Genomic DNA, 22,169 nt, shown 5'->3' on the forward strand with positions numbered 1-22,169 from the left:
GATAGTGCACATAAAATAGAGTAAATGTTTTCATCAATTTTACTGATACAATCAAAATTTGCTTGACGAAACAAAGCGACACAATTAGAAACTGAATGAGTACTCAGTCAAAAACTACAACGCAGTTATCAGGTAATGCAACGATCATCTCCAAAAAAGGATGCCATTCTTCGCGAGGCGACCAAACTGTTTTCTGAAAACGGATACTGGGATACCTCAATTAGTGATATTGCCCACGCAACAGGTGTTGCAGAAGGCACGATTTTTTATCATTTTCACAGCAAAGAAGAACTCTTTCTTGCTGTTCTGCAAAAATTCAAAACAGAGCTGATCAGCTCGTTCCATCAATTTCTCGATACCCATGAATTTGCAGATGGCCTTGAAATGCTTGAGGCCTCGATCACATTTTACCTGCAACAAACCCGTAAAATGGAGGAACGTTTTCTTCTCCTCCATCGCCATCATTACTATCAGATAGCTGAAGACAACCAAAAATGCTGGCATCATCTGGAAGATATTTATTCCAGCCTTATCAGCATATTCGAGCAGGCTATCATCAAAGGGCAAAAAGATTGCTCGATCAAACCGGTTTCAACGAAAAACAAAGCACTGCTCATTTTCACCCTGGTTGACGGTCTCGTCAGACTCAATACATATAAGCTATACAGGGCAGATGAACTCTACAACGACCTTATTGAGTCGTGCCGGAGTATGCTGCAATCGACAACTTAATTTTACTACGGACAACTATGCTACTCTTGAAAATCTTTCCCTTTCTCGGCTGGTTTAAAGGCTATGATGCCAAAAGCTTGCAGGTGGATGTTCTTGCGGGCTTGACCGTTGCCCTGGTCCTCATCCCTCAGTCCATGGCATACGCACAACTCGCAGGTTTACCAGCATATTATGGTCTATATGCAGCGTTCCTCCCACCCATGGTCGCGTCCCTGTTCGGGTCCAGCCGGCAACTGGCAACAGGCCCGGTTGCAGTAGTTTCACTCATGTCCGCAGCATCCCTGGAGCCTCTGGCAACAGCTGGCAGCCCGGAATTTATCGCTTACTCAGTGGTCCTGGCTCTGGTTGTCGGGGTTTTCCAGTTTTCATTGGGGGTACTCCGTCTCGGCCTGGTGGTAAATTTTCTCTCCCATCCAGTGGTGAACGGCTTTACCAATGCTGCAGCAATAATCATTGCCTCTTCACAATTTTCGAAATTCTTTGGAGTATACGTAGACAAGGCTCCCCACCATTATGAAACCATGATTCGGGTAGCCAAAGCTGCCTTTGATTACACCCATCTTCCCAGCCTTGCCTTTGGTGTAGCCGCCGTTGCCATCATGGTGACCCTGCGTAAAATCAATCCCCGTATCCCCAACGTTCTGGTAGCAGTGGTCATAACCACCGTTATTTCTTATTTCACCGGCTTTAACCATGACACGAAGGTACCTGTGGCTGCCCTGCAAGTAGAAGGGATTGCAGAAACTATCACGGCATTCAACCATACGGTTGAGGAAACCAAACATCTTGGCGACAGCCGTGCCGAGGTTGGCAAAAAAATCGATGAATTGAAAAAAGAACCCTCCAGCGGGCACGGTCCATCCATTGAAGTCATTAAGCTACAAAACGACGTCGCTCTCCTTACCGCGCAAATTGAGGAAGCCAAGGCCCACAGTCACGAACTGCGAACACAACTCCGTGGGTACAAATTCGAAGGTGTGGAAGCTAACGGTGCGTATACATTTTTCTCCAAGGATGATCTGCCAGCAGATATTGAAACCGACGGGCGCACCTGGAGAATTAAGGTCGGCAACAATGCTCTGGCAGCCGATTCGCTGCTGCTGACCGGTGGAGGCGCCATCGTTGGGAAAATCCCCGAAGGTTTACCCAAATTCAGGGTTCCCGAGCTCAGCGTAGGATCCTTTTTAAAACTTCTTCCCACAGCAATTATTATATCTCTACTGGGTTTCATGGAAGCCATTGCCATTGCCAAAGCCATGGCTGCCAAGACCGGACAGAAACTTGATCCCAATCAGGAACTCATAGGTCAGGGACTGGCCAATATTTTTGGTTCCATTGGTTCTTCCTATGCAGTCTCAGGTTCTTTCTCCCGTTCTGCTGTCAACCTACAGGCAGGAGCAGTTTCAGGCGTTTCCAGCGTGGTTACGAGTGTTATGGTACTGGTTACCTTGCTCTTTCTGACCCCCCTGCTCTATCATCTTCCCCAGGCTGTGCTGGCGGCGGTCATCATGATGGCAGTTATCGGTCTTGTAAACACCAAAGGATTTGTGCATGCCTATAAGGCACAAAAACATGACGGTATCATTTCCATCCTCACTTTTATAGTTACCCTGGCTTATGCCCCTCATCTGGATAAAGGCATTATGGTTGGCGTAGGCCTGTCCATGGCAGTTTTTCTTTATCGCTCCATGCGTCCGGTCGTTGCAAAACTCTCCATGTATAAAGATGAGTCTCTTCAATCCATGGAACAGTATCAGCTGCGTGGCTGCCGCCATATAGCCGTTGTACGCTTTGACGGCGCGCTGTTCTTTGCCAATGCCAGTTACCTGGACGAACAGATCCTCAAGTTCCGTAGCGATATGCCGGATCTGCGTTACATCCTCCTGGATGCGAGAGGCATAAACGATATCGATGCATCTGGTGAGGAAGAGTTGGCATTGATCGTAGACCGCATGCATTCTGCTGGTCTTGGATTTGCAGTATGTAATGCCAAGGGACCGATTCTGGAGGTTATGGAACGAACTCATCTGCTTGATAAAATAGGCAGGGAAAACTTCTATGCTGAGACGAAAGATGCGGTTAAAGATATTGTTTCAAAAATTCATGACAATACTGATCTGCCAGGTGAAGGCTGCAAAAGTTGTCCATTAACCCAGTATCTGCCCCAGGCATAAAGGGTTCCTATTACACAACATGTTTCTTTCTCAACCTTTCAGGAGCAGAAAGAAACGTGTTGAAGATATCGTCAGACTCTATTCATAGCACGGGTGCCTTTCTGGCACCCGTGCTCTTTTCTCTTCCCACTTATCCCGGATCGATTAAACACGCCTGAGGCATGTCAACCTTCTTCTCCTGACATATCAAGGGAGTGAATTTCGGCACTTTTGGTCAGAAAAAACCCAAGCATTTGTTGCTGGAGTATTTTATAGTTGGAATCTGTACCGAATAGGGAGTCTGTATTGGCGTGATTCACGCGTAAAATGATTAACAGCACGTTTCTCAACAGATATCCCTTTTGACAGAGAAACGCTATGGTAGCCTGCCGCCGTTGCCAACAACCCTCTCCAGCTGACATGTAAAGCTGGTGACACATCGCGGGCTGAACATCAAAAACAAGACGACCCTATTCCCAAGTATAGCGGGCAGACAATATGTGCATTTCCCCTGGCGAGAGTAATTGTGACACAGTCGACGAACAGTGTTCGTCCCATTCTCAAACCGAGACCACCGGACCGGCAATACCAGCAAACTGGTTCCCGCAGAACATTCAGCAAATAAGACAGATCATTGCGAATCTGCCAGAAACGAATCCCGGCTACTGTGCAGTTTTTGATTTTGACAACACCTGTATTTTTCGGGATATCGGTCAGGCTGTCTTTCGCCACCAGCTTTTTCAGTTGGAATACCGACTGGATGCAGCAGAATTTGCAGCACTGATTCCTGAACGTGATGAACCTTTAGCCGGTAAACCCTACCCTGTCATTCGCTCTACCCTGATAGCTCTTTATAGAGAGCTCATGGAACACAAGCAACGTGATTCACTGCCGGAAATCTTCACCACTGATACCTACGGGCAGTTTCAGACCCTGTTTTTCTGGTATACTGCCATGGCACGTAAAGACGAAGGACTAGGGCCCAGATTCGTGTTGCCGTTCCTGGCCAAATTACTGGCAGGTTTTACGGTTGATGAAATGTATGACATGGCGGCAACGACTATCCAGACAGTCACAGAGGAGCCATTGGTTACAAAAGAGTTGCAGGCTAGTTTTGCTGACCCCATCGGTCGCTTGCAGATAGGATATCCCATGGGGATGCAACCGTTTGCAGAAATGCGGCAACTCATGGCAGAACTGGAAGCAAAGGGCGTCAGTTGTAAAGTGGTATCAGCCAGCACCAATTGGTTGGTACAGGAGGCTGTACGCCGTTTTGCCTTCCCAGTACAGAACAGAAACGTCTACGGCATCAAGGTGAAGTTAACGCATGGCAACATGTTGACCACAGAGGAAGAGAACGATTATCCCGTGACTTTCCGTGAAGGCAAAGTGGACGTTATACAACGCTTTATCGAACACCCCATTGCCCTCATCGCCGGTGATGCAGATACTGATTATGAAATGCTGACCCTTGATAATATCCCCCTGCGTCTGATCATTAATCACAACCAGACAGGTATTATCAGCACCCTATATAAGGATTCGCGCTTTCTTCTCCAGGGCCTGGATATCTCCACAGGAAGTTTCCGGCCCGCGCGGGAAACCATCACTTCCTGAATAGCACAGTCATACCGGTGAGAAATGCCTTTATGCAGGCATTTCTCACACGCTCCTGAAAATCAATACCGCAACGTGTTTATAACTGTATATTCTAGCAACTGGTGCGGCCTGGCATCTGTGAATATTTTTGAAATTTCAGCAGAAAAACTCGACGGAAGATTTAACAGTGCCGGCAAATCAGCAGACACAGAACAATTCGGTTTTATGCCGTTTCGCCCCGGAGAGGTATACATGCACCGCTCCAGGACGTTTCATGGACCAACCAGGTATATTATTTTTTCTGTTTCATCTGCGCGGCAAAATCCAGCATCCTCTGAATGGGAATCCTCGCCTTCTTGGCCAGCTCCTGGGAAACCAGAATCTCATTCTCGCCTGTATCAAGGACATGGGCCAGCTTTTTCAAAGAATTCATAGCCATCCAGGGACAACGGGCACAACTTTCACAGGTGGCCCCCTCGCCCATGGTCGGCGCTGGCAAGAGCACTTTATCTGGAGCTAGTTGCCGCATCTTATGCAGAATGCCGGCATCTGTGGCTACAATAAATTCTGGATTATCCATGGTGCGTACTGCTTCAATCAGAGCTGTTGTTGACCCCACCACGTCTGCAAGGTCAACCACATTCTGAGGAGACTCGGGGTGTACCAGAACTGCTGCCTTGGGATGGTTAAGATGCATCTTCTGCAGGGCGTCTGCCTTGAACTCCTCATGGACCAGGCAGGATCCGGGCCAGAAGATCATCTCCACGCCGGTCATATGCTGTACATACTGGCCAAGGTGTTTATCAGGCGCCCAGAGAATTTTTTCTCCCAGCTGGGAAAGATGCTTGATCACAGGTAGTGCGATGCCTGAGGTTACAACCCAGTCTGAACGGGCTTTGACCTCTGCGCTGGTATTGGCATAGACAACAACAGTGTGGTCGGGGTACTGATCACAATATGCCCTGAACTGATCAATCGGGCAGCCTTCATCCAGAGAACAGGTTGCAGCCAGATCAGGCATAAGTACCCGTTTTTCTATATTGAGGATCTTTGACGTCTCCCCCATGAAGCGCACACCGGCAACAACCAGAGTGGAAGCTTCCTGCTCTGCTCCAAATCGGGCCATTTCCAGAGAATCAGCCACACATCCTCCGGTTTCCTCAGCCAGATCCTGTAAGTCACCATCAGTATAGTAGTGAGCTACCAGTACAGCATTCTGCTCTTTCAGTTTCTGTTTAATCTGCTCCTTGAGTTCACGTTTCTCTTCCTCACTCAAGTGGTCCTGCTCCGGGTATGGCGGTGCCTTTACCTGAGGAATATGAACCTGAGCCTCTTGTGTAGTTCCTTTAACTTTCATGACTTCTACGACCTCAACGCTATAACCGGTGACTGTTTCAAGTATATGCTCCACAGTATAATGCCATGGAGGATCATCACCCGGTAATCCTCAACAATGTAATTCTGCCTACTCCTTTTTTTCACCCCTCACAATCTGCATGGATTCAGATCATGAGAAATAAGGATTTCCTGTAAACTAAATTCGACCTAGTACAGCAAATTCGCCAGAAATACAACGCATTTCCTTTGGCAGAGCGCCCTGTAATCCTATCTTTCGCCCTGCATCCTCCTCTCTTTTTTGCGAAAAACAGGAAAAAATGGTATTGTACGTGTTACTATTTTCTGATTTTCCGGTTCTCTCTCCCTTACACCCCCTATACTCTATGAAAAAAATTCTAGTTCTCATTCTTTATAGTACACTTCTCATTCCTCTTGCCACTGGTCATACAGCTGAAAAAGCTGATAAAGAGAAAACGCCGATTACAGAACTGACGACTCCGGTACAGGCTGAACCCAAAGACAAACTTGAGGAAACAGCTGAAATGCTCAACTCGCTTTTAGAGCTACAGCAAGGTCTTCAGGAACAAATCAAACTCTCCAAAAAGGAACTCAAGTCCAGTTCGTCTGATACCGAAAAGTCAAAACTACAGGAAGAATTGCAAAAACTGGACCGTCAGCTTTCAGATACCAATACTGACTTTGAACGTATTGCCACAGGGGTGGAATCTGCACTTTTTGTGGAAAAAGCCCCAGAAACATTCAACTGGAAAGAAGAAATTGCATCCCTGGTAGAGCCAGCCATAAAAGAACTCAAAAGATTGACCATCAGGGCAAGACAACGAACGCATCTCAAAGAGTCCATCAATGAACTGGACAAGCTCACAGCAACAGCCTCGGCCGCAGTATCCCATCTGGAAGAACTCTTAACAGTCAACCAGGATAAAAAGGTTAATAAAAAGCTTAACACCCTGCTTCCTGAGTGGAAAACCATTCTCAACAGGCTTGAACGTAAACGCGAGCTTGCCCAGATGGAGTTGAACCAGCTCAACCAGCAGGATGGTTCACTGGTCGAACATTCCCGCAAATCCGTCCGCACCTTTTTTAAGGACCGTGGCCGCTTTCTCGTCATATCTCTGCTTACATTTTTCCTTATCCTCCTGTTCTGTCGATTACTGTACCGTTTCTTTTTTGTCTATCTTCCCAGAAAGCTGCACAAAGGAACGGAACAGCGCTCATTTCAGGTCCGGCTCATTGACATACTCTTTCAGGCCACTTCATTCTTTCTGGCTATCTGCAGTGCCTTTCTGGTGCTTTACCTTGCAGAGGACTGGTTCCTTCTCAGCCTGACCATAATTTTCATCATTGGCCTCACCTGGACTATCCGCCAGGGAGTGCCCAAACTCTGGCAGCAAGGCCGCCTGATGCTCAATATTGGATCTGTACGCGAAAGGGAGCGTATAACCTTCCATGGAATCCCCTGGCGGGTGGATTCCATAAACGTGTTCTGCAAACTGACCAACCCAGCACTGAATACCACCCTGCGCATTCCAGTGGAGCAACTAGTTGGCCACTCATCCAGACAGTATCAACCTGACGAGCCATGGTTTCCCTGCAAAAAAGGAGATTGGGTGGTTATTGGAGATGCGCCCAGGGCACGAGTGGTCAGCCAATCTCATGAATTGGTGGAATTGGTGGAACGTGGAGGGACCCGCAGGGTTTATACCACAGAAAATTTCCTGGCCGGAAACCCGCAGAACCTTTCCCGTAACTACAGGCTGAGAGTAGTTTTCGGGCTCAGTTATGCTCTGCAATCCAGTATAACCACCACAGTTCCTGTGATCCTTGAAGAGTATATCAACAAGCGGTTGGAAGCATCTGAGTTTGGCCAGAGTTTGATCAACCTCAGAATTGAATTCATGCAGGCAAACAGTTCGTCATTGGATATACTGCTACTGGCAGATTTCAAAGGAGAAACCGCCGATATCTGCAAACGTATTGAACGTAGCCTCAACGCCTGGTGTGTTGAGTGCGCCACAGAGAATGACTGGGAAATACCTTTCCCTCAACTGACCATTCATGAAGCTGCTCAAAAAAACGTTTAACGATTTGCACAAGATGAGCATGGTATTTGCTTTAAAATATGGTACAAAGAAAACACTCTCCTTCGGGTAAAACCTGACTCTTTTTTACCCGGAGGAAGCATTGCAGATGGTTCGTTTTTACCCATCTGTAACACGGGTGTCGGAGATCATACAACATAAACCCTGTTTTTGGCCGCCATGCATGTCTATCCAACAGAACTTGTTTCTTTAATAACTGAAAAATGGGACACCCTGGCCCCATCTTCACTTCCTGATACAGACTCACCTTACGTACTCCCTGATACTAAAAATCTGGAGGATGTGATCTCCACCTGTTATCAGGTGAGCATGATGCGTGAAGAAAATCGTCCGGTTAACATTCGCCTGATTATCACCGGCTCAGAGGCATTTCCCGCCGGCCAGGGACCACCACGAGGTTTTCAACGCATTCTGTTCTCCACCAAGCGTCCTTTCAATGAATATGAGCTGCGTCGTCTTTCACCTGCCGTGGATTTTGAACGTTCGCTGGTTGGTGTTTCCTTTACACCCCAGACAGGTTTTCAAATCTGGGGTATTATCAATTCTGGAAAACGATGGCTGCAAAGTGAGCGTGGGGGCAGTAAAAAGTCTAACAAGCTTCCGGAAGCCCTTGTTATTCATGTAAACGGCCCTGGTATGCTGACCATTTGTCGCGGGGTAAAGACACTTGCGGTGCTGAACTGCGGCAGGGTTGTCGACTCTTCCGCCAATGTATTTACTTCGCAGTGGATGAAAAAACTTTTTGCCAATGACAGGGAAGATATCATAGCCATTCATGAAGCATTCAGGAGCTCTTCCGATGTGCCAGTGGCAAAAATCACTGATGAATTCATTGAAAGCATGCAGTTCCAACTGCTGAAAAGAACCATCAGTGCCACACGAATGGCCAGTCATGGAGGAAGTTTTCTTATTTTTCCCGGTGACCAGCCCCCTGAACTGGGAGGAGATTCCCCTCATATTCTTTTGAAATACGCTTTTGCAGACGACGAGGCAATTCGCCGTCAGATCCGGCTTTTTCGACGAACCATAGAGATTGCGACCACCTTGCTGGCAGACCCTGAAGACCCGGACAAGGTCATCACCTGGGATGATTACGTGGGCCTGCGCCATGAAACCACATATGACCTGGAAGAGGCCTTTTATGAACAGGCCCAGTTTGTAGCAAGCCTGGCCGCTGTAGACGGCGCTGTTGTAGTCAACAAAGGTGGAGCTATCGGTTTTGGGGGAATGATTGTAGGCAGCCTGGACAAACTTACGGAAATTGCCATGGCCACGGACACCGAAGGTAAGATGGTAACCCTGGAAAAAATCGAGGGATCAGGGTCACGTCATCGCTCAGTGTATCATCTCTGCAACGCACTGCATCACGTCATGGCCATTGTTGTGTCACAGGATGGCAGTGTACAACTTGCCAAATGGAGAAATGGAATCGTTACCTGCTGGGATCTGACGTCGTCTACATTTACCGGCGAAGTGTAATCCGGGCGCTTCACATACATCTTTCCTCTGCCAGTGAAAAACCTGGAGGGAATACCAGGCCCATTCCTGCCACATCTGCAGGATTTTATAACAACGTTTCCATATATCGCCCAGCAGCATCATGAAAAAAATACTTCCCACCTACAGACCAGCATAGAGAACATGCCACACCACAGTATATGGTGGTTTGGCATTCTACTCTCCTTTATCTGCTGTTGATGTCTGCTCAATCTCAGTTCTGTGCAGCCCGTTATATAGCGGAATTCTTCATCAATATCTCAAAAAAAAATCTCAGACATTTGACATCTGGCTTGCCCGACACCTATCCTAAAATATAAGCGATATTTTTGTAATCGTTCACCAGCATCCGCTCCTGTACACGACTCGGTCACCGTGTATGGACTGAACACATCCAGTTATGTAACTGTACCTGCAACCCCATATCTTGGTGAATGATTATATGTTTTTTCACATCCAGGGGTGCTCTCACACAGATCCCCCTGCCAGGCAAGGAGTGTCATTATGCTCAATAGGCTAAGCGTCAAGAAACGCATGTTTCTCGTTATTTTTCTCATTATTCTTCTTTTTGCGCTCATGACATATTTCGCTGTATCCACAGCAAATAAGGTGAAGAGCGAAGGCCTGAAAGAGACAGCTACAATCATGCTGGCTGGACAAAAGGCTAAGCTCCAGGTGGCGACCCATACTGCCGCTCTTACTCTGAGCAAGGCAATTACAGGACTGGATGAAAAACAACAGATTGAAACTATACGTAAACTCATTGATGAGATTCGTTTTGAAGACGATAGTTCAGGGTACTACTTTGTCTATAACAAAACCACCAATGTGGCTTTGCCTCCTGGGAAGGATAAACAGGGCAAAGACCTGGGTGGAGCAAAAGATAAAGATGGTGTGTATTATGTCCGTGAACTGATGAAAGCAGCCCTCAATGGGGGCGGATTTGTTCATTACATTTTTCCCAAACCTCCTACAAAGGAAAATAAGCCCAAACTGGGCTATTCGGAAATGATACCGGGAACAGATCTGTGGATAGGAACCGGTGTCTATATCGATAATATTGACACCACCGTAGCAAACATGCAGGATGAAATGAACAGCCACCTACGTAAGTCCCTGTTTGCCATGGGGGCGACATCAGGTGTTGTGTTCCTGATCATTATTTCCATTATCCTGCTCATAGCATATGGAATCGTGCAGCGTTTGAATCATGTCGTGATCAACTTGAGCGATATCGCAGAGGGTGAAGGTGACCTGACCAAACGAATTCAAATTCTGACCAACGATGAAATTGGCGAACTTGGCAATAAATTCAACCTGTTCATCGAGAAACTCCACGGCATTATTTCAGGAGTTATCAGCAACAGCTCCCAGGTTGAAAGCGCCTCGAACAGTCTTACAAGGGTTGCTGCGGAAATGTCGGATAATGCCCAGACAAGTGCTGAGCGATCAAACGCAGTAGCAGGGGCGGCAGAAGAAATGAATGCCAACCTGGCCAGCGTGGCAGCTGCCATGGAACAGTCAACCACCAACACAGCCATGGTTGCCAGCGCAGCTGAAGAGATGACGGCCACTATCCATGAAATCGCGCAGAACGCCCAGCAGGCGCATGCCATATCAGAGGAGGCTGTGAGCAAAGCAGGACAGACCTCCCAGAAAATGGCAGACCTCGGCCAGGCCGCCCTGGCTATTAATAATGTAACAGAGACAATCACAGAAATTTCCGAACAGACAAACCTGCTTGCTCTGAATGCAACCATCGAAGCTGCACGTGCCGGGGAAGCAGGTAAAGGTTTTGCCGTGGTGGCAAACGAAATAAAAGAACTGGCAAAACAGACAGCCGCAGCAACCCTTGATATTCGGCTGCAGATTGAAGGGGTTCAGGCAACCACAGACCAATCTGTTCATGAAATCCACGAAATTACAGATGTCATCAACAGGGTAAATGAAATTGTGGCAACCATTGCTTCCAGTGTGGATGAGCAGTCAACGGCAACCAGAGAAATTGCCGAAAACATCGAACAGGCCAGCTTGGGGTTAAAAGAGGTAAATGAAAATATCAGCAACACAACAGTGGTTGCCAGCTCCATTACCACCGACATGGTTGAAGTCAATACAACATCTAACATGATATCAGAAAGCAGCAGCAGCCTTTCTCAAAATGCAGAGGAACTGTTGGAAATGTCGCGCCAACTGAATCAGCTTGTCAGTGTATTCAAGGTATAACCGGAATATTCTCTGCCTTTCATCCGGGCTTCCCTGGGAAGGGAGCCCGGATCGACTCGCATTTCCCCCTTCAAAACCACGAACTGCTCACAGCCCCTCGTTGCCAAACCACGGGTACTTATCCAAAGCGGCCAACGGTTATCACTCCTGCTGTTGACACCTGGCATACTTGCGGGTAAAAAAATGTCCCACCTTGCTCAGGGCCACAGACAACTGGCTCTGCAGATCAGCCAGCTTCTGGACATCCACTTCACAGGTCCATTCATCCATAAAGACCTTTTTGACCTCCAGGGAAATACACAAACATCGAGGATAATGGGTGTATAAAAATTCAGTCAGGTATCCTTCTCCTGAAAAAACGTCATCACAGGCAACGGAACAATCCACTCCATCCAGACAGACTTGGTCCAACTGTTCAATGAGACAAGCCAACACATCGCCAAACATCTCTGTATCAACAAAATAGGTATCGATATTGAACAAAGGAGCTCCTTTTCTCTGACGATGCCCATTATATGTATGCAAATCAAAAAGCAGGCAATACTCATATTCTCCCAACAACCGTTCAACAATCTCAGTAAGATATTGATAATAGAGGCTGTGCCGCTTTAACAGAACCTTTTTTTCGCTGGCAACCAGAGGTTTTTTCCAGACAGGTCTATCCCACGCGACCTCATACAGGGATTCCAAAGGCTTTCGATTAATATCATACATATACCGTGAATCCCTTGCCTGAATCACCATGCCCATATCTTTCAGCAGTTCGCCTGTATGGGGATCTTCTTCCTGCAAACGCTCTTTGTCACTGAGCAGGCAATTATCCCTGGCCCAGCTAAACATATGATGCCCGTCATGGATAGCAGTACAAAGCAGAGGACTGTACTGCCGTAACGAGAGAGTGACAACCCCATCTGCGGTGGTTCCCTGTATTGGTTCTAAATTCTGTAATCGCGAACTGATGTTCGTGTTTTCAAGAATATGCATGAATCTGCTCTCGATAAAAACTATTTGCCTCATTTATGGCCAGGTACCTACTATAACAGCCCCCTCTGCACGTTCTTGCAGACAACATTAATGCGCCAACCTGGCCTGTAAAAGAAAATTAGCAGGAAAGGTGATACCCAATTTTTTTGCCAGGGTCATATTCAGGCTGATGGCAGCCTGCCTGTTCTGGCTGTTTTCAAGCTGGCTCACCGGAACACCATCAAGAATTTTCAAGGCCTGATTTGCTATCCATCGTCCCTGCTCTTCAGGTTGGGTAGCGAGAGTAATAAGTGCAAAAGGTGCCATCCAACTATCCCAGTTACCTGTGGGTATACGGGTTGCCCGATCAATAAACACTTTAGCCTGTTGAGCATCCCACCCCATTACCCTGGAGGAATTGCCGATAAGGAGCATATCAACTTCACTTTGCAGACGGAGATATTGCTCTTTCCATTGGTCAAAGGTGGCTACCAGACGAATATCCAGGGGCAGGTTCAAACGTTCGGCATAAAACTGGGCCTCTTTTCTCGCAGAATAATCATTCCCCTTGAGAAAACCTATTCGCGGTCCCTTTGCATATTTTTGCAAATGGTCGACAATCTGATCAACAAGCTGTACTTCAACCATGCCGACCACCTTTTCCGGAGGCAGATCGTATTCATCGGCACTCCCATTGACACCGCAGAAAATAACAGGAAATTTCCATTTTCGACAGTTCGGAACAACAAGGTATTTCACTGCATTGTCATCGGACACCAGGAGCAGGTCCGGTTGAAACTGCTCAATAACACCTTCCATTCTGCGAACAGCAGAGGCAATAAAGTCGGGCTCTACGTTCCGCTTAGTATCCATATATTCAATTTTAAGCAAAACAGCACCTGTTGATTGCGCTTTGGCATACCCCTGTTCGTCAAGTTGTACCTGTAAAAGCGCTGCCGCAGCACGAGTGATGCCCCTGGTCCAGGGATACCCATAATCATAGGAATTAATAAGAAGAAGACGAGGCAGCTCTTTTACAAAACTGACGCTCTCATGACGACGGGATGGAGATTTCCGGGAATTTGCCCTTTCATCAGAAGGAGTACAGCACCAGAAGCACAATGCACTCAGGGTAATACAAATCAATGCTAACCAGCGTTGTCGAAGCATTGCATTCAAACGCAGGCCAATATACATGGGAGATATCCTCTTATAAGTACCAGTCGCATAATAAGCAAACCCAGACTCATCAGCATAATGGTTTGCAACCACGTAAGGGGTATTTGAAACAAAGCAGATGAAACTGCACCCAGGCAACTTATGACTGAGAATCCAGACCACATAACGTCACACCTGCACAGCAAAAGGCAAAAAGATGTTTCCTGCCCGGAAAACATGCTCACATATTAGTATATCCTCTCAAAATTGGGTGATGAAATCAAGGATTGAGCAAAAAGAGGGAGAAGATCTACAGAAAAAATAAACAGGGAAAATCAAAAAACATGCGGGCAACCAGTGGACAACACAACCACTGGCTATATTGCCCGCATGCACAAGAAGAGAGAGGGAGGAGGTAAAAATTCTATTCTATCAGCCGCAGCCTCCGCCGGTTCCTGTACAGGTGCCTTCGGCACAGGGGTTACGACGACCACGAAGCTGATTCAGATCTCTTTTTTCATATACGGCACGCAGGCCGTCTTCGATAAAACCGGATGCCTCCACGGGCTTTACACCGGCACTGCTTAAAATCTCATAGGGTGTTTCGCCAACACCGCTGACCAGTACAGCCCTGCAATCACCTAAAATACGGGCCAGCTGATGCCATCGTTTAATACCGCCACCAATTTCCGCCGCAGGCCGCTCTTCCACCTTACGGTAACTGCCATCATCCATTTCCCAGATTTCAAACGAGTTGGCTTCTCCCAGGTGCTGATTCACAAGCAGACCTTCAAGGGTGGCAACAGCCACATAGGGACGCCCATTGACCGGCATGGGCTTAATACTTGAGCAGGATGAAAGGCAACTTCTGAATTCTTCTGTTTTGTCATCATCCAACAGACCGACGGCGTCTGCACGACATCTGGTGCAATGACGCATCTGGGGCAGGTACTGTTCTGCCATGGAGCGAATATTTTCCATGGTTTCCTTATCCGGCTGGGTCAAATTTCCAAACGGCGTGTTAGCATTGGGGAAAAGAGCCATGGCGTTGAAGAGATCAACCCCAAGCTCTTTCATTTTGCTGGCAATATCTTCAATATGATGGTCGTTGATGCCGGGAATAACAATACAGTTCACCTTTACGGTAATGCCATGTTCCTTTAATCTGCTAATGGCGGCAAGCTGGCGGGAAAGCAGCAGTTCTGCAGCCTGCAGTCCTCTGTAGACAACCTTGCCGTCTCGCACCCAGGAATAGATATTCTGTCCGATTTCAGGATCAACAGCGCAGACCGTTATGGTTACATGCCCTACATTCAGTTCCGCCAATTCATCTATATACGGACCTATATTCATGCCGTTGGAGGAAATGCAAAGCAGCATCTCAGGATGATTTTTATGAATCATACGCATGGTGCCCATGGTCTCATCACCATTGGCAAAAGGATCCCCCGGGCCTGCAATACCGGCAACAGTGATACGTGGTTCTTTTTCAAGAACACGTTTGACATATACCCCTGCCTGCTCTACGGTCAATACCTTGCTGGTTACACCCGGTCTGGATTCAAGCACGCAGTCATACTTGCGATCGCAAAAATTACATTTAATGTTACATTTTGGGGCAACAGGAAGATGCACTCGCCCGTATTTGCCTTTTGCCTTTACGTTAAAGCAGGGATGTTTCAAGAACTCTTTATCCTTTGAAGTCGTCATAGTCATATCCTCATTTATGAAGCATCTTCCGTTTACATATAGCTGTAGCCAATGGGTGAGTCGCTCTGTTTCTTGGCAATAACAGTATTGGTAATCAAATCAAACAAGCCCTGTGCACCATGGTAACCGAGGTGGAGAATCCTCTGGCCACCAACTCTGTCGTGGATGGGAAATCCCACCCGAATCATGGGAATTTCCATCTTACGGGCAAAGGAGTATCCTTTGGAATGCCCCACAACCATGTCAACCTTTTCTTCTCTGGCAAGGTGCTCAATATCAAAGAAATCAACATCCTCTTTAACAATTGGCATGGCACAATCCAGGCCTTCCAAGACCGTGGCAATACTTTCTTCGAATTTTCCGCTGTGGCCGCCTGAAGCACAAAGCACAGGTTTGACACCGATTTCAGCAAGCAAGGCAGCCACTCCAACTACCAGGTCTTCCTCTCCATAGACAACAGCGCGTTTTCCACTGATATATTTATGCCCATCAACCATGGCATCAATGAGACGTCCCCTGGCACCGATATACTTTTCAGGCATCGGTTTGCCGCTGATTTTAGTCAGCAAATCCATGAAGGCATCTGTTTCACGGATACCGATGGGCAATCCAGCCTGATAGAGCTGAACTCCGTATTTATCCCGCAGGACTGTGCCAGCTGTCTGGCCGGGTAGCGTTGATCCAAGTTCTATAGAAGCCTTGGCTCCTCCCATTTTACGAATATCATCCAGTGGCGTGCCACCTTTCGGAACCAATGGATATTCATTGAGAGCGGGTCCATCCAAGGTGTCGCTGTAATCAGGCATCAAAGAATACTCGATGCCAAAATCTTCGCAGACATCTTTGAGATAACGGATATCAGCTGTGGAAATAAACCCGCTGAATACATTAATTTTTTCATGCTTTGCAGCAGGACCGCTAAGCTGCTCTACAGTGGCTCTGGTTGCAGCTAGAAACCCTTCCATATGGGTACCGGCGTAGCTCGGCGTGGAGACATGAACCACTAACGGAGAATTTTCATCTGCAAATTCCTCTTTATATTCATTGAGAATCATAGGAACATTGTCGCCAATGGTTTCCGTCAGACAGGTAGTGGCAACACCTATGATTTCAGGTGAATATTTGGCTGTGACGTTTTTCAATCCCAGCTTCAGGTTAGCGGAGCCACCGTACACAGCATGTTTCTCTCCCAGGGATGAAGAGGCAATATCAATGGGCTCATTAAAATGACTGATAATGTATCTGCGCATATACGTAGCACACCCCTGAGAACCATGTAAAAAGGGGACACATCCTTCTATACCGCGAAAAGCCAGCGAAGCACCTAGGGGTTTACAAAGTTTACAGGCGTTGGTGGTTGATGTATAATTTGGCATTTTGCTCATGACGCACTCTCCTCACTGGCTCTACGGGGTACAAATTTCCACACCGGACTTGTCACAGAGATATACACTTCGTGTGCAAAATTGAGCATGCCCGTAAATCCAGCTAATATTTCCTTTCGTTCGTGATTATGATCGCAGAAGGCTACGCCAAGTTTGTATGCGATTGGCCGTTCCTTTACTCCACCAACAAACACATCCACGTCCTTTTCCTTTATAAACGCTGAAAGCTCCAATGGATTGGCATCATCAACAATTATTGTGCCGTCATCGGTTACCTGCTCCAGTTCTTCGTAATCTGCAGTGGTGCCGGTCTGGGAGCCAACCATGACGACTTCCATATCCAGCATGCGAAAAGCCTTGATCAAGGAAAAGGCCTTGAATGCGCCACCGACATAGATGGCAGCCTTTTTCCCCTTCAGTGCTTCTCTGTATTTTTTCAGATCAGGCAGAAGCGCTCCCAACTCTTCCCTGACCAGGCTTTTAGCCTTTTCCATGAGCTCAGGATCATCAAAATGCCTGGCAACGGAATACAGCGACTCAGCCATGTCATCTACTCCAGAGTAGGAGACACGTATGGACGGAATGCCATATTTTTCTTTCATTATGTTCGCCAACTCCATGGTTGCGCCGGAACACTGCACTACGTTGAGTGATGCTCCGTGGGCACGCTGTATATCGGCAACCCGGCCATCACCGGTTATGTTGGCAACTATTTCAATACCGATGCGCTCGTAATATTCACGAATGAGCCATATCTCACCGGCAAGGTTAAAATCTCCCAGAATATTGATGGAATACTTGGAAATACCTGCGGTATCGCCGGTTCCAACCAGACTGGACAGGGCGTTACATGCCGCTTCATACCCTGCACGTTTGTTCCCTTTGAACCCTTCAGACTGTACCGGTAAAACCGGAATGCCCTTTGCCTTAGAAACCTTTTTGCAGACAGCTTCCAGATCATCACCAATGATGCCGACAATACATGTAGAGTAGACAAAAGCAGCATTGGGCTTATGACGGTCAATGAGTTCATCAAGGGCAGCTTCGAGCTTTTTCTCTCCCCCAAAAATAACGTCCATCTCCTGCAGATCAGTAGAGAAAGAAAGCCTGTGAATTTCGGGTCCAGAGGACAAGGCACCGCGAATATCCCAGGTATATACAGCACAGCCTATGGGGCCATGAACCAGGTGCAGCGCATCGGCAATGGGATACAGGACAACTCTGGAACCACAAAAAACGCAGGCTCGCTGACTGACTGCTCCAGCAAGACTATCTTTATTACAGTCTATTTCGAAAGGTGCAGCGCCCTTACGGACGACCTGTCCCTTACGTTCATCGAGTACTGTTGCTGTGCTCATAAGTCTGCTTCCTTGTATATGTAAAAATGAATGTATGATCTTTACCCCTATATCAGCAAAGGGTATGCCAACGATTCATTTTAAAAACAAACAAGGAAAAACAGTGAGTTAAAAAAATGAGAAAATACAACACACAATAATGTAAACATCAAACACCTGCACACATGCCCCTTTTTGTGTGCTTATCTACAAAAAGGTAGCCAGCGAAGCCTTTGCAAATGTTTGACGTAAATTTTTCGTAATTGTACAATTTGAAAACGGTGCCCAAACATCAGGGCACCGAAGGAGACAGTCTGCCTTGAACAGGCATGACCAGATAAAAAAAAGTATTACAGCTCAGAGGTATGCCATCTTCAAATGATCACGGTTTCCCGCATTGAAAGCCCTCCAGAGCTTTCAATTGCCTGCAAGAAACCGTGGCTTGCCAAATCTGGCGCACCTTTTATGCATTTAGAGTAACTGCTCACAGTACACCTTATCTTTTCACGGTTAACCGGGCTTGGGTATGATCCAATACGCTGCGCCAGCCTGATTACGAAAATCTCAGGCACCCTGTAACCAGTTACAAATATATCACGTAAACTTAATCTGCAGGGTTTCCTCTTCTTCATTGGGAACCAGGGCATATTCCCCCTGACGGATAAGGGTCAAGCCAAACTGCTTTCCCTGTTGATGCAACGTGTCAAAGATCGCCCCCCGCTTATCCGGCTCACTTTCCGTATTAAACCAGACCAGTACCTCTTCGCCCTGCTCTCCCATCTGTAACAAAAAGGCATTATGCTCAATGAAGACCAGATCATCATAACAATGGGTCATCTGATACCCGGTACTTTCCAACATACTGACGATTACTCCCAGTGGTCGATATGGGACAGCCTCCTGTGCACTCACGTCACACCTCAGCGTAGTAAAATTATTCTTCTGAACCTATCGTTCGAATGGATTCAACAGTATCCCAACTATAATAGGTGTTTACTGTCTCTGCATCGAGCTTCTCTGTTATACGGATAAACCCTTCACCAAGAAACATCGCGGCTTCAGCATACACCCTGCCCTCATTAATCTGCAGCTTCACCCCCTTTCTCAGTTTTCTGGAGAGCGTGCCGTGCACAGGCATGGATGCATATTCAAAAATCTTTTCCATGGTTTCTTTGTTCATACTACACCTCGCAATTATAGCAAAAAAATACAATGAGCCCGCATTTCTCAATTTCCCCAGGACATGCGTTTACTCACTTAAAAAACATTGCTTTCCTGGGAAATTCAAAAAATCTACCTCTCGGAGCGAGCACTTTTGACTGCACCAGCTTTGTCACCGAGCATTTGTGCACACAAACGAAAACTCAGCCTGTTGGGCACGACTGTATTTCCGGCGGATTACAGTTACTGCAAAATATCCTCGTGGAAAAGCAGACTAGCCGGCCAACCTCGGCACCAGCAAATTATGGATATCATCACCAATACCAAGAAACCTCTCCACATCCTCGTCTGTAGGAATCTGTATTGTATAAGCATCCACATCACAGATCTCCTGGAAAGAATCCAGATAGTTCAGCTTTTCAATCAAATCGCCGCTCAAAAGCAAATGACGACTCAAGGCGACACGCAAATCTCCTATGGTATGATTGTCAGCCAGATCACCGTTTTTCATCAGGAAAGCCATGACTAATTTTTCAATCCCCATACAAACCAGATTGTACAGTGTCTCAGGCGAAAACGCTTTTTTACGTTGTTTCCAGGCGTTTTTGGCTACACCCATAAACTGCTCGCCATCGCGACGATAAATTTCCCAATCATCTATTTCAACACCAATCATAGCGATAACCTATTTGAAATATCCATTTCACTGTTTCAGTCAAACCATCTAGTACAGCTTTGCAGCGGTACAACCCGCACCGCTGCCATTTGTCCTGTACATTTTATCCGATCAGGTACTCTGCAGGCGGCTCACCATCTTCGACACCATCGAGTATGGCATCAATGACCTCTTCACTGTCTACACCTTTGAACCACCAGTTATCAGGCTGAACAACCATTATCGGACCGGACTCACATTGTTTCAGACAACCGGTGGCGATAACCTGCATATCCAGCCCACGGTCCAGAATTTCTTCTTCTATATACTGCAGAAATCCATCTGTCTGCTTGTGGCAGATGCCCTTTGGATCACCTTTTAAGCGAAAACTCTGACAGACAAGAATCTGTTTCTCCGGAATAGCCATCTCACGTTCTCCTTTCAATACTGCACATAATCGCAAAAACGGCATGAACGCAGCCATGCCTAGGTTACAGTTACTTTTTTAAACCTTTCCCTTTTTTGCCTCCGCCGTACAACACATCAACACATCCTTCCACATTATCAGTAACAGACATTACCCTGATGCCGTTCTCGCCAAGTACTTGTCTCGGACTTTCACCAGCACTTGCAGCAAGCAAAACAAAACAGTCAGTAAGAACTTTCGCCAGCTCCTGCCAACGGTTTTTCCCACTACCCGGCTCAGGCGCATCCCTGGTCTCGATCAGACTGGCCAGACCATCACCCTGCCTGGGTCCATACACCAGGACTTTAACCGCATGCCCAAGGTGTAAGTCAATATCCATACCATTGGAACTGACCACAGCGACATTGGGTCGCTCTTTGCTGGGCTTAGGCAAAGTGGAATGCATTACACCTGCTTCTTCGGGGTCATCACACTCTACCTGAAAATCTCCGAGCGAGTGAATCACAGGAAGAACGTTTGCACATCTTGCCTTCAGTTCAGCCATGGCAGCACACCCAGGCTCCTGTTCAAGTTCCCCGTCGCTGCCATATATCTGTCCCGGCACAAGAGACAGGGCAACCAGTCCTTTTTCTTTAGCCTGGAGAGCAAAACTTTCAGCCTTCTCCAAGTTCACTCCAGGATAGAGAGTAGCACTGCCGGTAACAGTAATGCCTGCACCTTGCAAAGCAGCAATGGCCTCCTCCCTTTCCTGCAGCAGCAACTCTGCTGCACTGGAAACAGGAACGGTTTTCCGTGCCGGACGAAGCCATTGATATACCGCTGTAAGAGTTTCGAGATCAAAACCATCAGTGATAAGCTCTACATACTTAACCCCTGTATCTGCAAGGGTTTGCGCATATTTGGCAATACCAAAGCCCAGTGTTCTCAACGCAAAACAAAGCTGAGGATGCCGTTGACGAAGCAATGAAAAGACCTCCACAACCTCACCTAAGGAGGCCATGGGATCACCTGGCCCGACAACACCCACGAGTATATCCTCTCCAAGTTGCAAATGATCACGCGTCTCTTCAAACAGCGCAAGCGCCTCACCAGGCAGCAAAACATCCTGCGTCACTTTTTTCGAAGACGCATATTTTGTCCGGCAAATAGCCACGGGTGCAATGGGCAACAAAATCACTGAATGATCAAAATAGGTATTCTGCGTGGTCAAATTATTTTTGTAAGCAGCAAAGGAAAGAACGTTCATGATGTCCCTAAAAAAGGGTAAAGGTGGTGCAACAGCAGCCGTCATGCGGCCACTGCTGCAGAATATAGAGTGTTACAGTACAAGCTCAAATTTGGTTTCTGTGGCATCACGATCAAGTCGATCCAGCAACACTCCCAGAATTTTTTCCAGAAGTCGCAAACCACCCATGTATCCTACGGTTGGAAAATGCTGATGCCCCTGGCGATCAAGGATGGGGAAGCCCCAGCGTACAAACGGGATATCCTCATCACGAGCTATATACTTGCAGTAGGTGTTGCCGATAAGCAGGTCAACAGGCTCGTTCTTGATCAACTGATGCAGCATGAACATATCACTGGCTGCCTTCACGTTTACTTCACGCCCCATCTCGGCAGTAATCTCTTTGATACGTTTCTCAAACTTCTTACCAGGCGTACCGGTGATGATATGAATCGGCTGCATATCAATGGACACCAGGAACTC

At 47.1% G+C, this 22,169-nt stretch carries 18 protein-coding genes; 6 read left to right on the forward strand and 12 right to left on the reverse strand.

What is annotated here, in order from left to right:
- Positions 1-135: 135 nt before the first annotated feature.
- The 3 genes from G493_RS0117805 (at position 136) to G493_RS0117820 (ending at position 4,502) form a co-directional block, all read left to right on the forward strand.
- On the forward strand, positions 136-732 hold the full coding sequence (locus G493_RS0117805) for a TetR/AcrR family transcriptional regulator (protein WP_028581498.1): 597 nt from the start codon (positions 136-138) through the stop codon (positions 730-732).
- 17 nt (positions 733-749) lie between these two features.
- Positions 750-2,906 carry a SulP family inorganic anion transporter gene (locus G493_RS0117810; RefSeq protein ID WP_028581499.1) on the forward strand — a complete coding sequence of 719 codons (2,157 nt, stop codon included), beginning with the start codon at positions 750-752 and terminating at the stop codon, positions 2,904-2,906.
- A 477-nt stretch (positions 2,907-3,383) separates the two neighbouring features.
- The gene (locus tag G493_RS0117820; RefSeq protein ID WP_028581501.1) at positions 3,384-4,502 is read left to right on the forward strand and encodes an HAD family hydrolase; all 1,119 of its coding nucleotides are present in this window, start codon (positions 3,384-3,386) and stop codon (positions 4,500-4,502) included.
- 274 nt (positions 4,503-4,776) lie between these two features.
- Here the strand turns inward: G493_RS0117820 and nadA are convergent, their stop codons facing one another.
- Complete coding sequence (gene nadA, locus G493_RS0117825; RefSeq protein WP_028581502.1) at positions 4,777-5,841, reverse strand: quinolinate synthase NadA; 1,065 nt, start codon at positions 5,839-5,841, stop codon at positions 4,777-4,779.
- Positions 5,842-6,205: 364 nt separating this feature from the next.
- On the opposite strand from nadA, the gene G493_RS0117830 reads away from it, so the two are divergent.
- The 3 genes from G493_RS0117830 (at position 6,206) to G493_RS0117840 (ending at position 11,665) form a co-directional block, all read left to right on the forward strand.
- Positions 6,206-7,924, forward strand: coding sequence for a mechanosensitive ion channel family protein (locus G493_RS0117830; protein ID WP_028581503.1), 1,719 nt, complete (start codon positions 6,206-6,208; stop codon positions 7,922-7,924).
- Between the two features lie 177 nt (positions 7,925-8,101).
- Complete coding sequence (locus G493_RS0117835; protein WP_051309479.1) at positions 8,102-9,421, forward strand: putative sensor domain DACNV-containing protein; 1,320 nt, start codon at positions 8,102-8,104, stop codon at positions 9,419-9,421.
- 522 nt (positions 9,422-9,943) lie between these two features.
- Entirely contained in the window at positions 9,944-11,665 is a 1,722-nt protein-coding gene (locus tag G493_RS0117840; RefSeq protein ID WP_028581505.1) for a methyl-accepting chemotaxis protein, read from the forward strand.
- Between the two features lie 141 nt (positions 11,666-11,806).
- Here G493_RS0117840 and G493_RS0117845 read toward each other — a convergent pair whose 3' ends face one another.
- From G493_RS0117845 to G493_RS0117895, 11 genes are all read right to left on the reverse strand, one after another.
- Complete coding sequence (locus tag G493_RS0117845; protein ID WP_028581506.1) at positions 11,807-12,649, reverse strand: N-formylglutamate amidohydrolase; 843 nt, start codon at positions 12,647-12,649, stop codon at positions 11,807-11,809.
- Positions 12,650-12,736: 87 nt separating this feature from the next.
- Positions 12,737-13,825, reverse strand: a complete 1,089-nt coding sequence (locus tag G493_RS0117850; protein WP_028581507.1) for an ABC transporter substrate-binding protein — start codon at positions 13,823-13,825, stop codon at positions 12,737-12,739.
- A 393-nt stretch (positions 13,826-14,218) separates the two neighbouring features.
- Complete coding sequence (locus G493_RS0117855) at positions 14,219-15,496, reverse strand: radical SAM protein (protein WP_028581508.1); 1,278 nt, start codon at positions 15,494-15,496, stop codon at positions 14,219-14,221.
- 32 nt (positions 15,497-15,528) lie between these two features.
- Positions 15,529-16,881, reverse strand: a complete 1,353-nt coding sequence (locus G493_RS0117860) for a nitrogenase component 1 (RefSeq protein WP_028581509.1) — start codon at positions 16,879-16,881, stop codon at positions 15,529-15,531.
- On the reverse strand, positions 16,878-18,239 hold the full coding sequence (gene nifE, locus G493_RS0117865) for a nitrogenase iron-molybdenum cofactor biosynthesis protein NifE (protein WP_028581510.1): 1,362 nt from the start codon (positions 18,237-18,239) through the stop codon (positions 16,878-16,880). The genes G493_RS0117860 and nifE overlap by 4 nt, the downstream gene beginning before the upstream one ends.
- Before the next feature lie 573 nt (positions 18,240-18,812).
- A complete protein-coding gene (locus tag G493_RS0117870) occupies positions 18,813-19,130 on the reverse strand; it encodes a hypothetical protein (protein ID WP_153306574.1) in 318 nt (105 codons plus the stop codon).
- A 22-nt stretch (positions 19,131-19,152) separates the two neighbouring features.
- The gene (locus tag G493_RS0117875) at positions 19,153-19,398 is read right to left on the reverse strand and encodes a hypothetical protein (protein ID WP_028581512.1); all 246 of its coding nucleotides are present in this window, start codon (positions 19,396-19,398) and stop codon (positions 19,153-19,155) included.
- A 255-nt stretch (positions 19,399-19,653) separates the two neighbouring features.
- Positions 19,654-20,055: a hypothetical protein gene (locus G493_RS0117880; RefSeq protein WP_028581513.1), complete on the reverse strand. Its 402-nt coding sequence runs from the start codon at positions 20,053-20,055 to the stop codon at positions 19,654-19,656.
- Positions 20,056-20,158: 103 nt separating this feature from the next.
- Positions 20,159-20,461, reverse strand: coding sequence for a (2Fe-2S) ferredoxin domain-containing protein (locus G493_RS0117885; protein ID WP_028581514.1), 303 nt, complete (start codon positions 20,459-20,461; stop codon positions 20,159-20,161).
- Between the two features lie 70 nt (positions 20,462-20,531).
- The gene (locus G493_RS29920) at positions 20,532-21,752 is read right to left on the reverse strand and encodes a NifB/NifX family molybdenum-iron cluster-binding protein (protein WP_051309481.1); all 1,221 of its coding nucleotides are present in this window, start codon (positions 21,750-21,752) and stop codon (positions 20,532-20,534) included.
- A gap of 27 nt (positions 21,753-21,779) precedes the next feature.
- Positions 21,780-22,169: nitrogenase component 1 (locus G493_RS0117895; RefSeq protein ID WP_028581515.1), on the reverse strand; the 390-nt coding region annotated here is incomplete at its 5' end.

It is taken from the genome of Desulfogranum japonicum DSM 18378, assembly GCF_000429945.1.
In the GTDB taxonomy this organism is placed as follows: Bacteria; Desulfobacterota; Desulfobulbia; order Desulfobulbales; family Desulfobulbaceae; genus Desulfogranum; species Desulfogranum japonicum.

Coding starts and splice junctions, on each gene's coding strand:
- G493_RS0117805 (WP_028581498.1), top strand. CDS start 136: ATGCAACGATCATCTCCAAAAAAGGATGCCATTCTTCGCGAGGCGACC.
- G493_RS0117810 (WP_028581499.1), top strand. CDS start 750: ATGCTACTCTTGAAAATCTTTCCCTTTCTCGGCTGGTTTAAAGGCTAT.
- G493_RS0117820 (WP_028581501.1), top strand. CDS start 3,384: ATGTGCATTTCCCCTGGCGAGAGTAATTGTGACACAGTCGACGAACAG.
- nadA (WP_028581502.1), bottom strand. CDS start 5,841: ATGAAAGTTAAAGGAACTACACAAGAGGCTCAGGTTCATATTCCTCAG.
- G493_RS0117830 (WP_028581503.1), top strand. CDS start 6,206: ATGAAAAAAATTCTAGTTCTCATTCTTTATAGTACACTTCTCATTCCT.
- G493_RS0117835 (WP_051309479.1), top strand. CDS start 8,102: ATGCATGTCTATCCAACAGAACTTGTTTCTTTAATAACTGAAAAATGG.
- G493_RS0117840 (WP_028581505.1), top strand. CDS start 9,944: ATGCTCAATAGGCTAAGCGTCAAGAAACGCATGTTTCTCGTTATTTTT.
- G493_RS0117845 (WP_028581506.1), bottom strand. CDS start 12,649: ATGCATATTCTTGAAAACACGAACATCAGTTCGCGATTACAGAATTTA.
- G493_RS0117850 (WP_028581507.1), bottom strand. CDS start 13,825: ATGTATATTGGCCTGCGTTTGAATGCAATGCTTCGACAACGCTGGTTA.
- G493_RS0117855 (WP_028581508.1), bottom strand. CDS start 15,496: ATGACGACTTCAAAGGATAAAGAGTTCTTGAAACATCCCTGCTTTAAC.
- G493_RS0117860 (WP_028581509.1), bottom strand. CDS start 16,881: ATGAGCAAAATGCCAAATTATACATCAACCACCAACGCCTGTAAACTT.
- nifE (WP_028581510.1), bottom strand. CDS start 18,239: ATGAGCACAGCAACAGTACTCGATGAACGTAAGGGACAGGTCGTCCGT.
- G493_RS0117875 (WP_028581512.1), bottom strand. CDS start 19,398: ATGAACAAAGAAACCATGGAAAAGATTTTTGAATATGCATCCATGCCT.
- G493_RS0117880 (WP_028581513.1), bottom strand. CDS start 20,055: ATGATTGGTGTTGAAATAGATGATTGGGAAATTTATCGTCGCGATGGC.
- G493_RS0117885 (WP_028581514.1), bottom strand. CDS start 20,461: ATGGCTATTCCGGAGAAACAGATTCTTGTCTGTCAGAGTTTTCGCTTA.
- G493_RS29920 (WP_051309481.1), bottom strand. CDS start 21,752: ATGACGGCTGCTGTTGCACCACCTTTACCCTTTTTTAGGGACATCATG.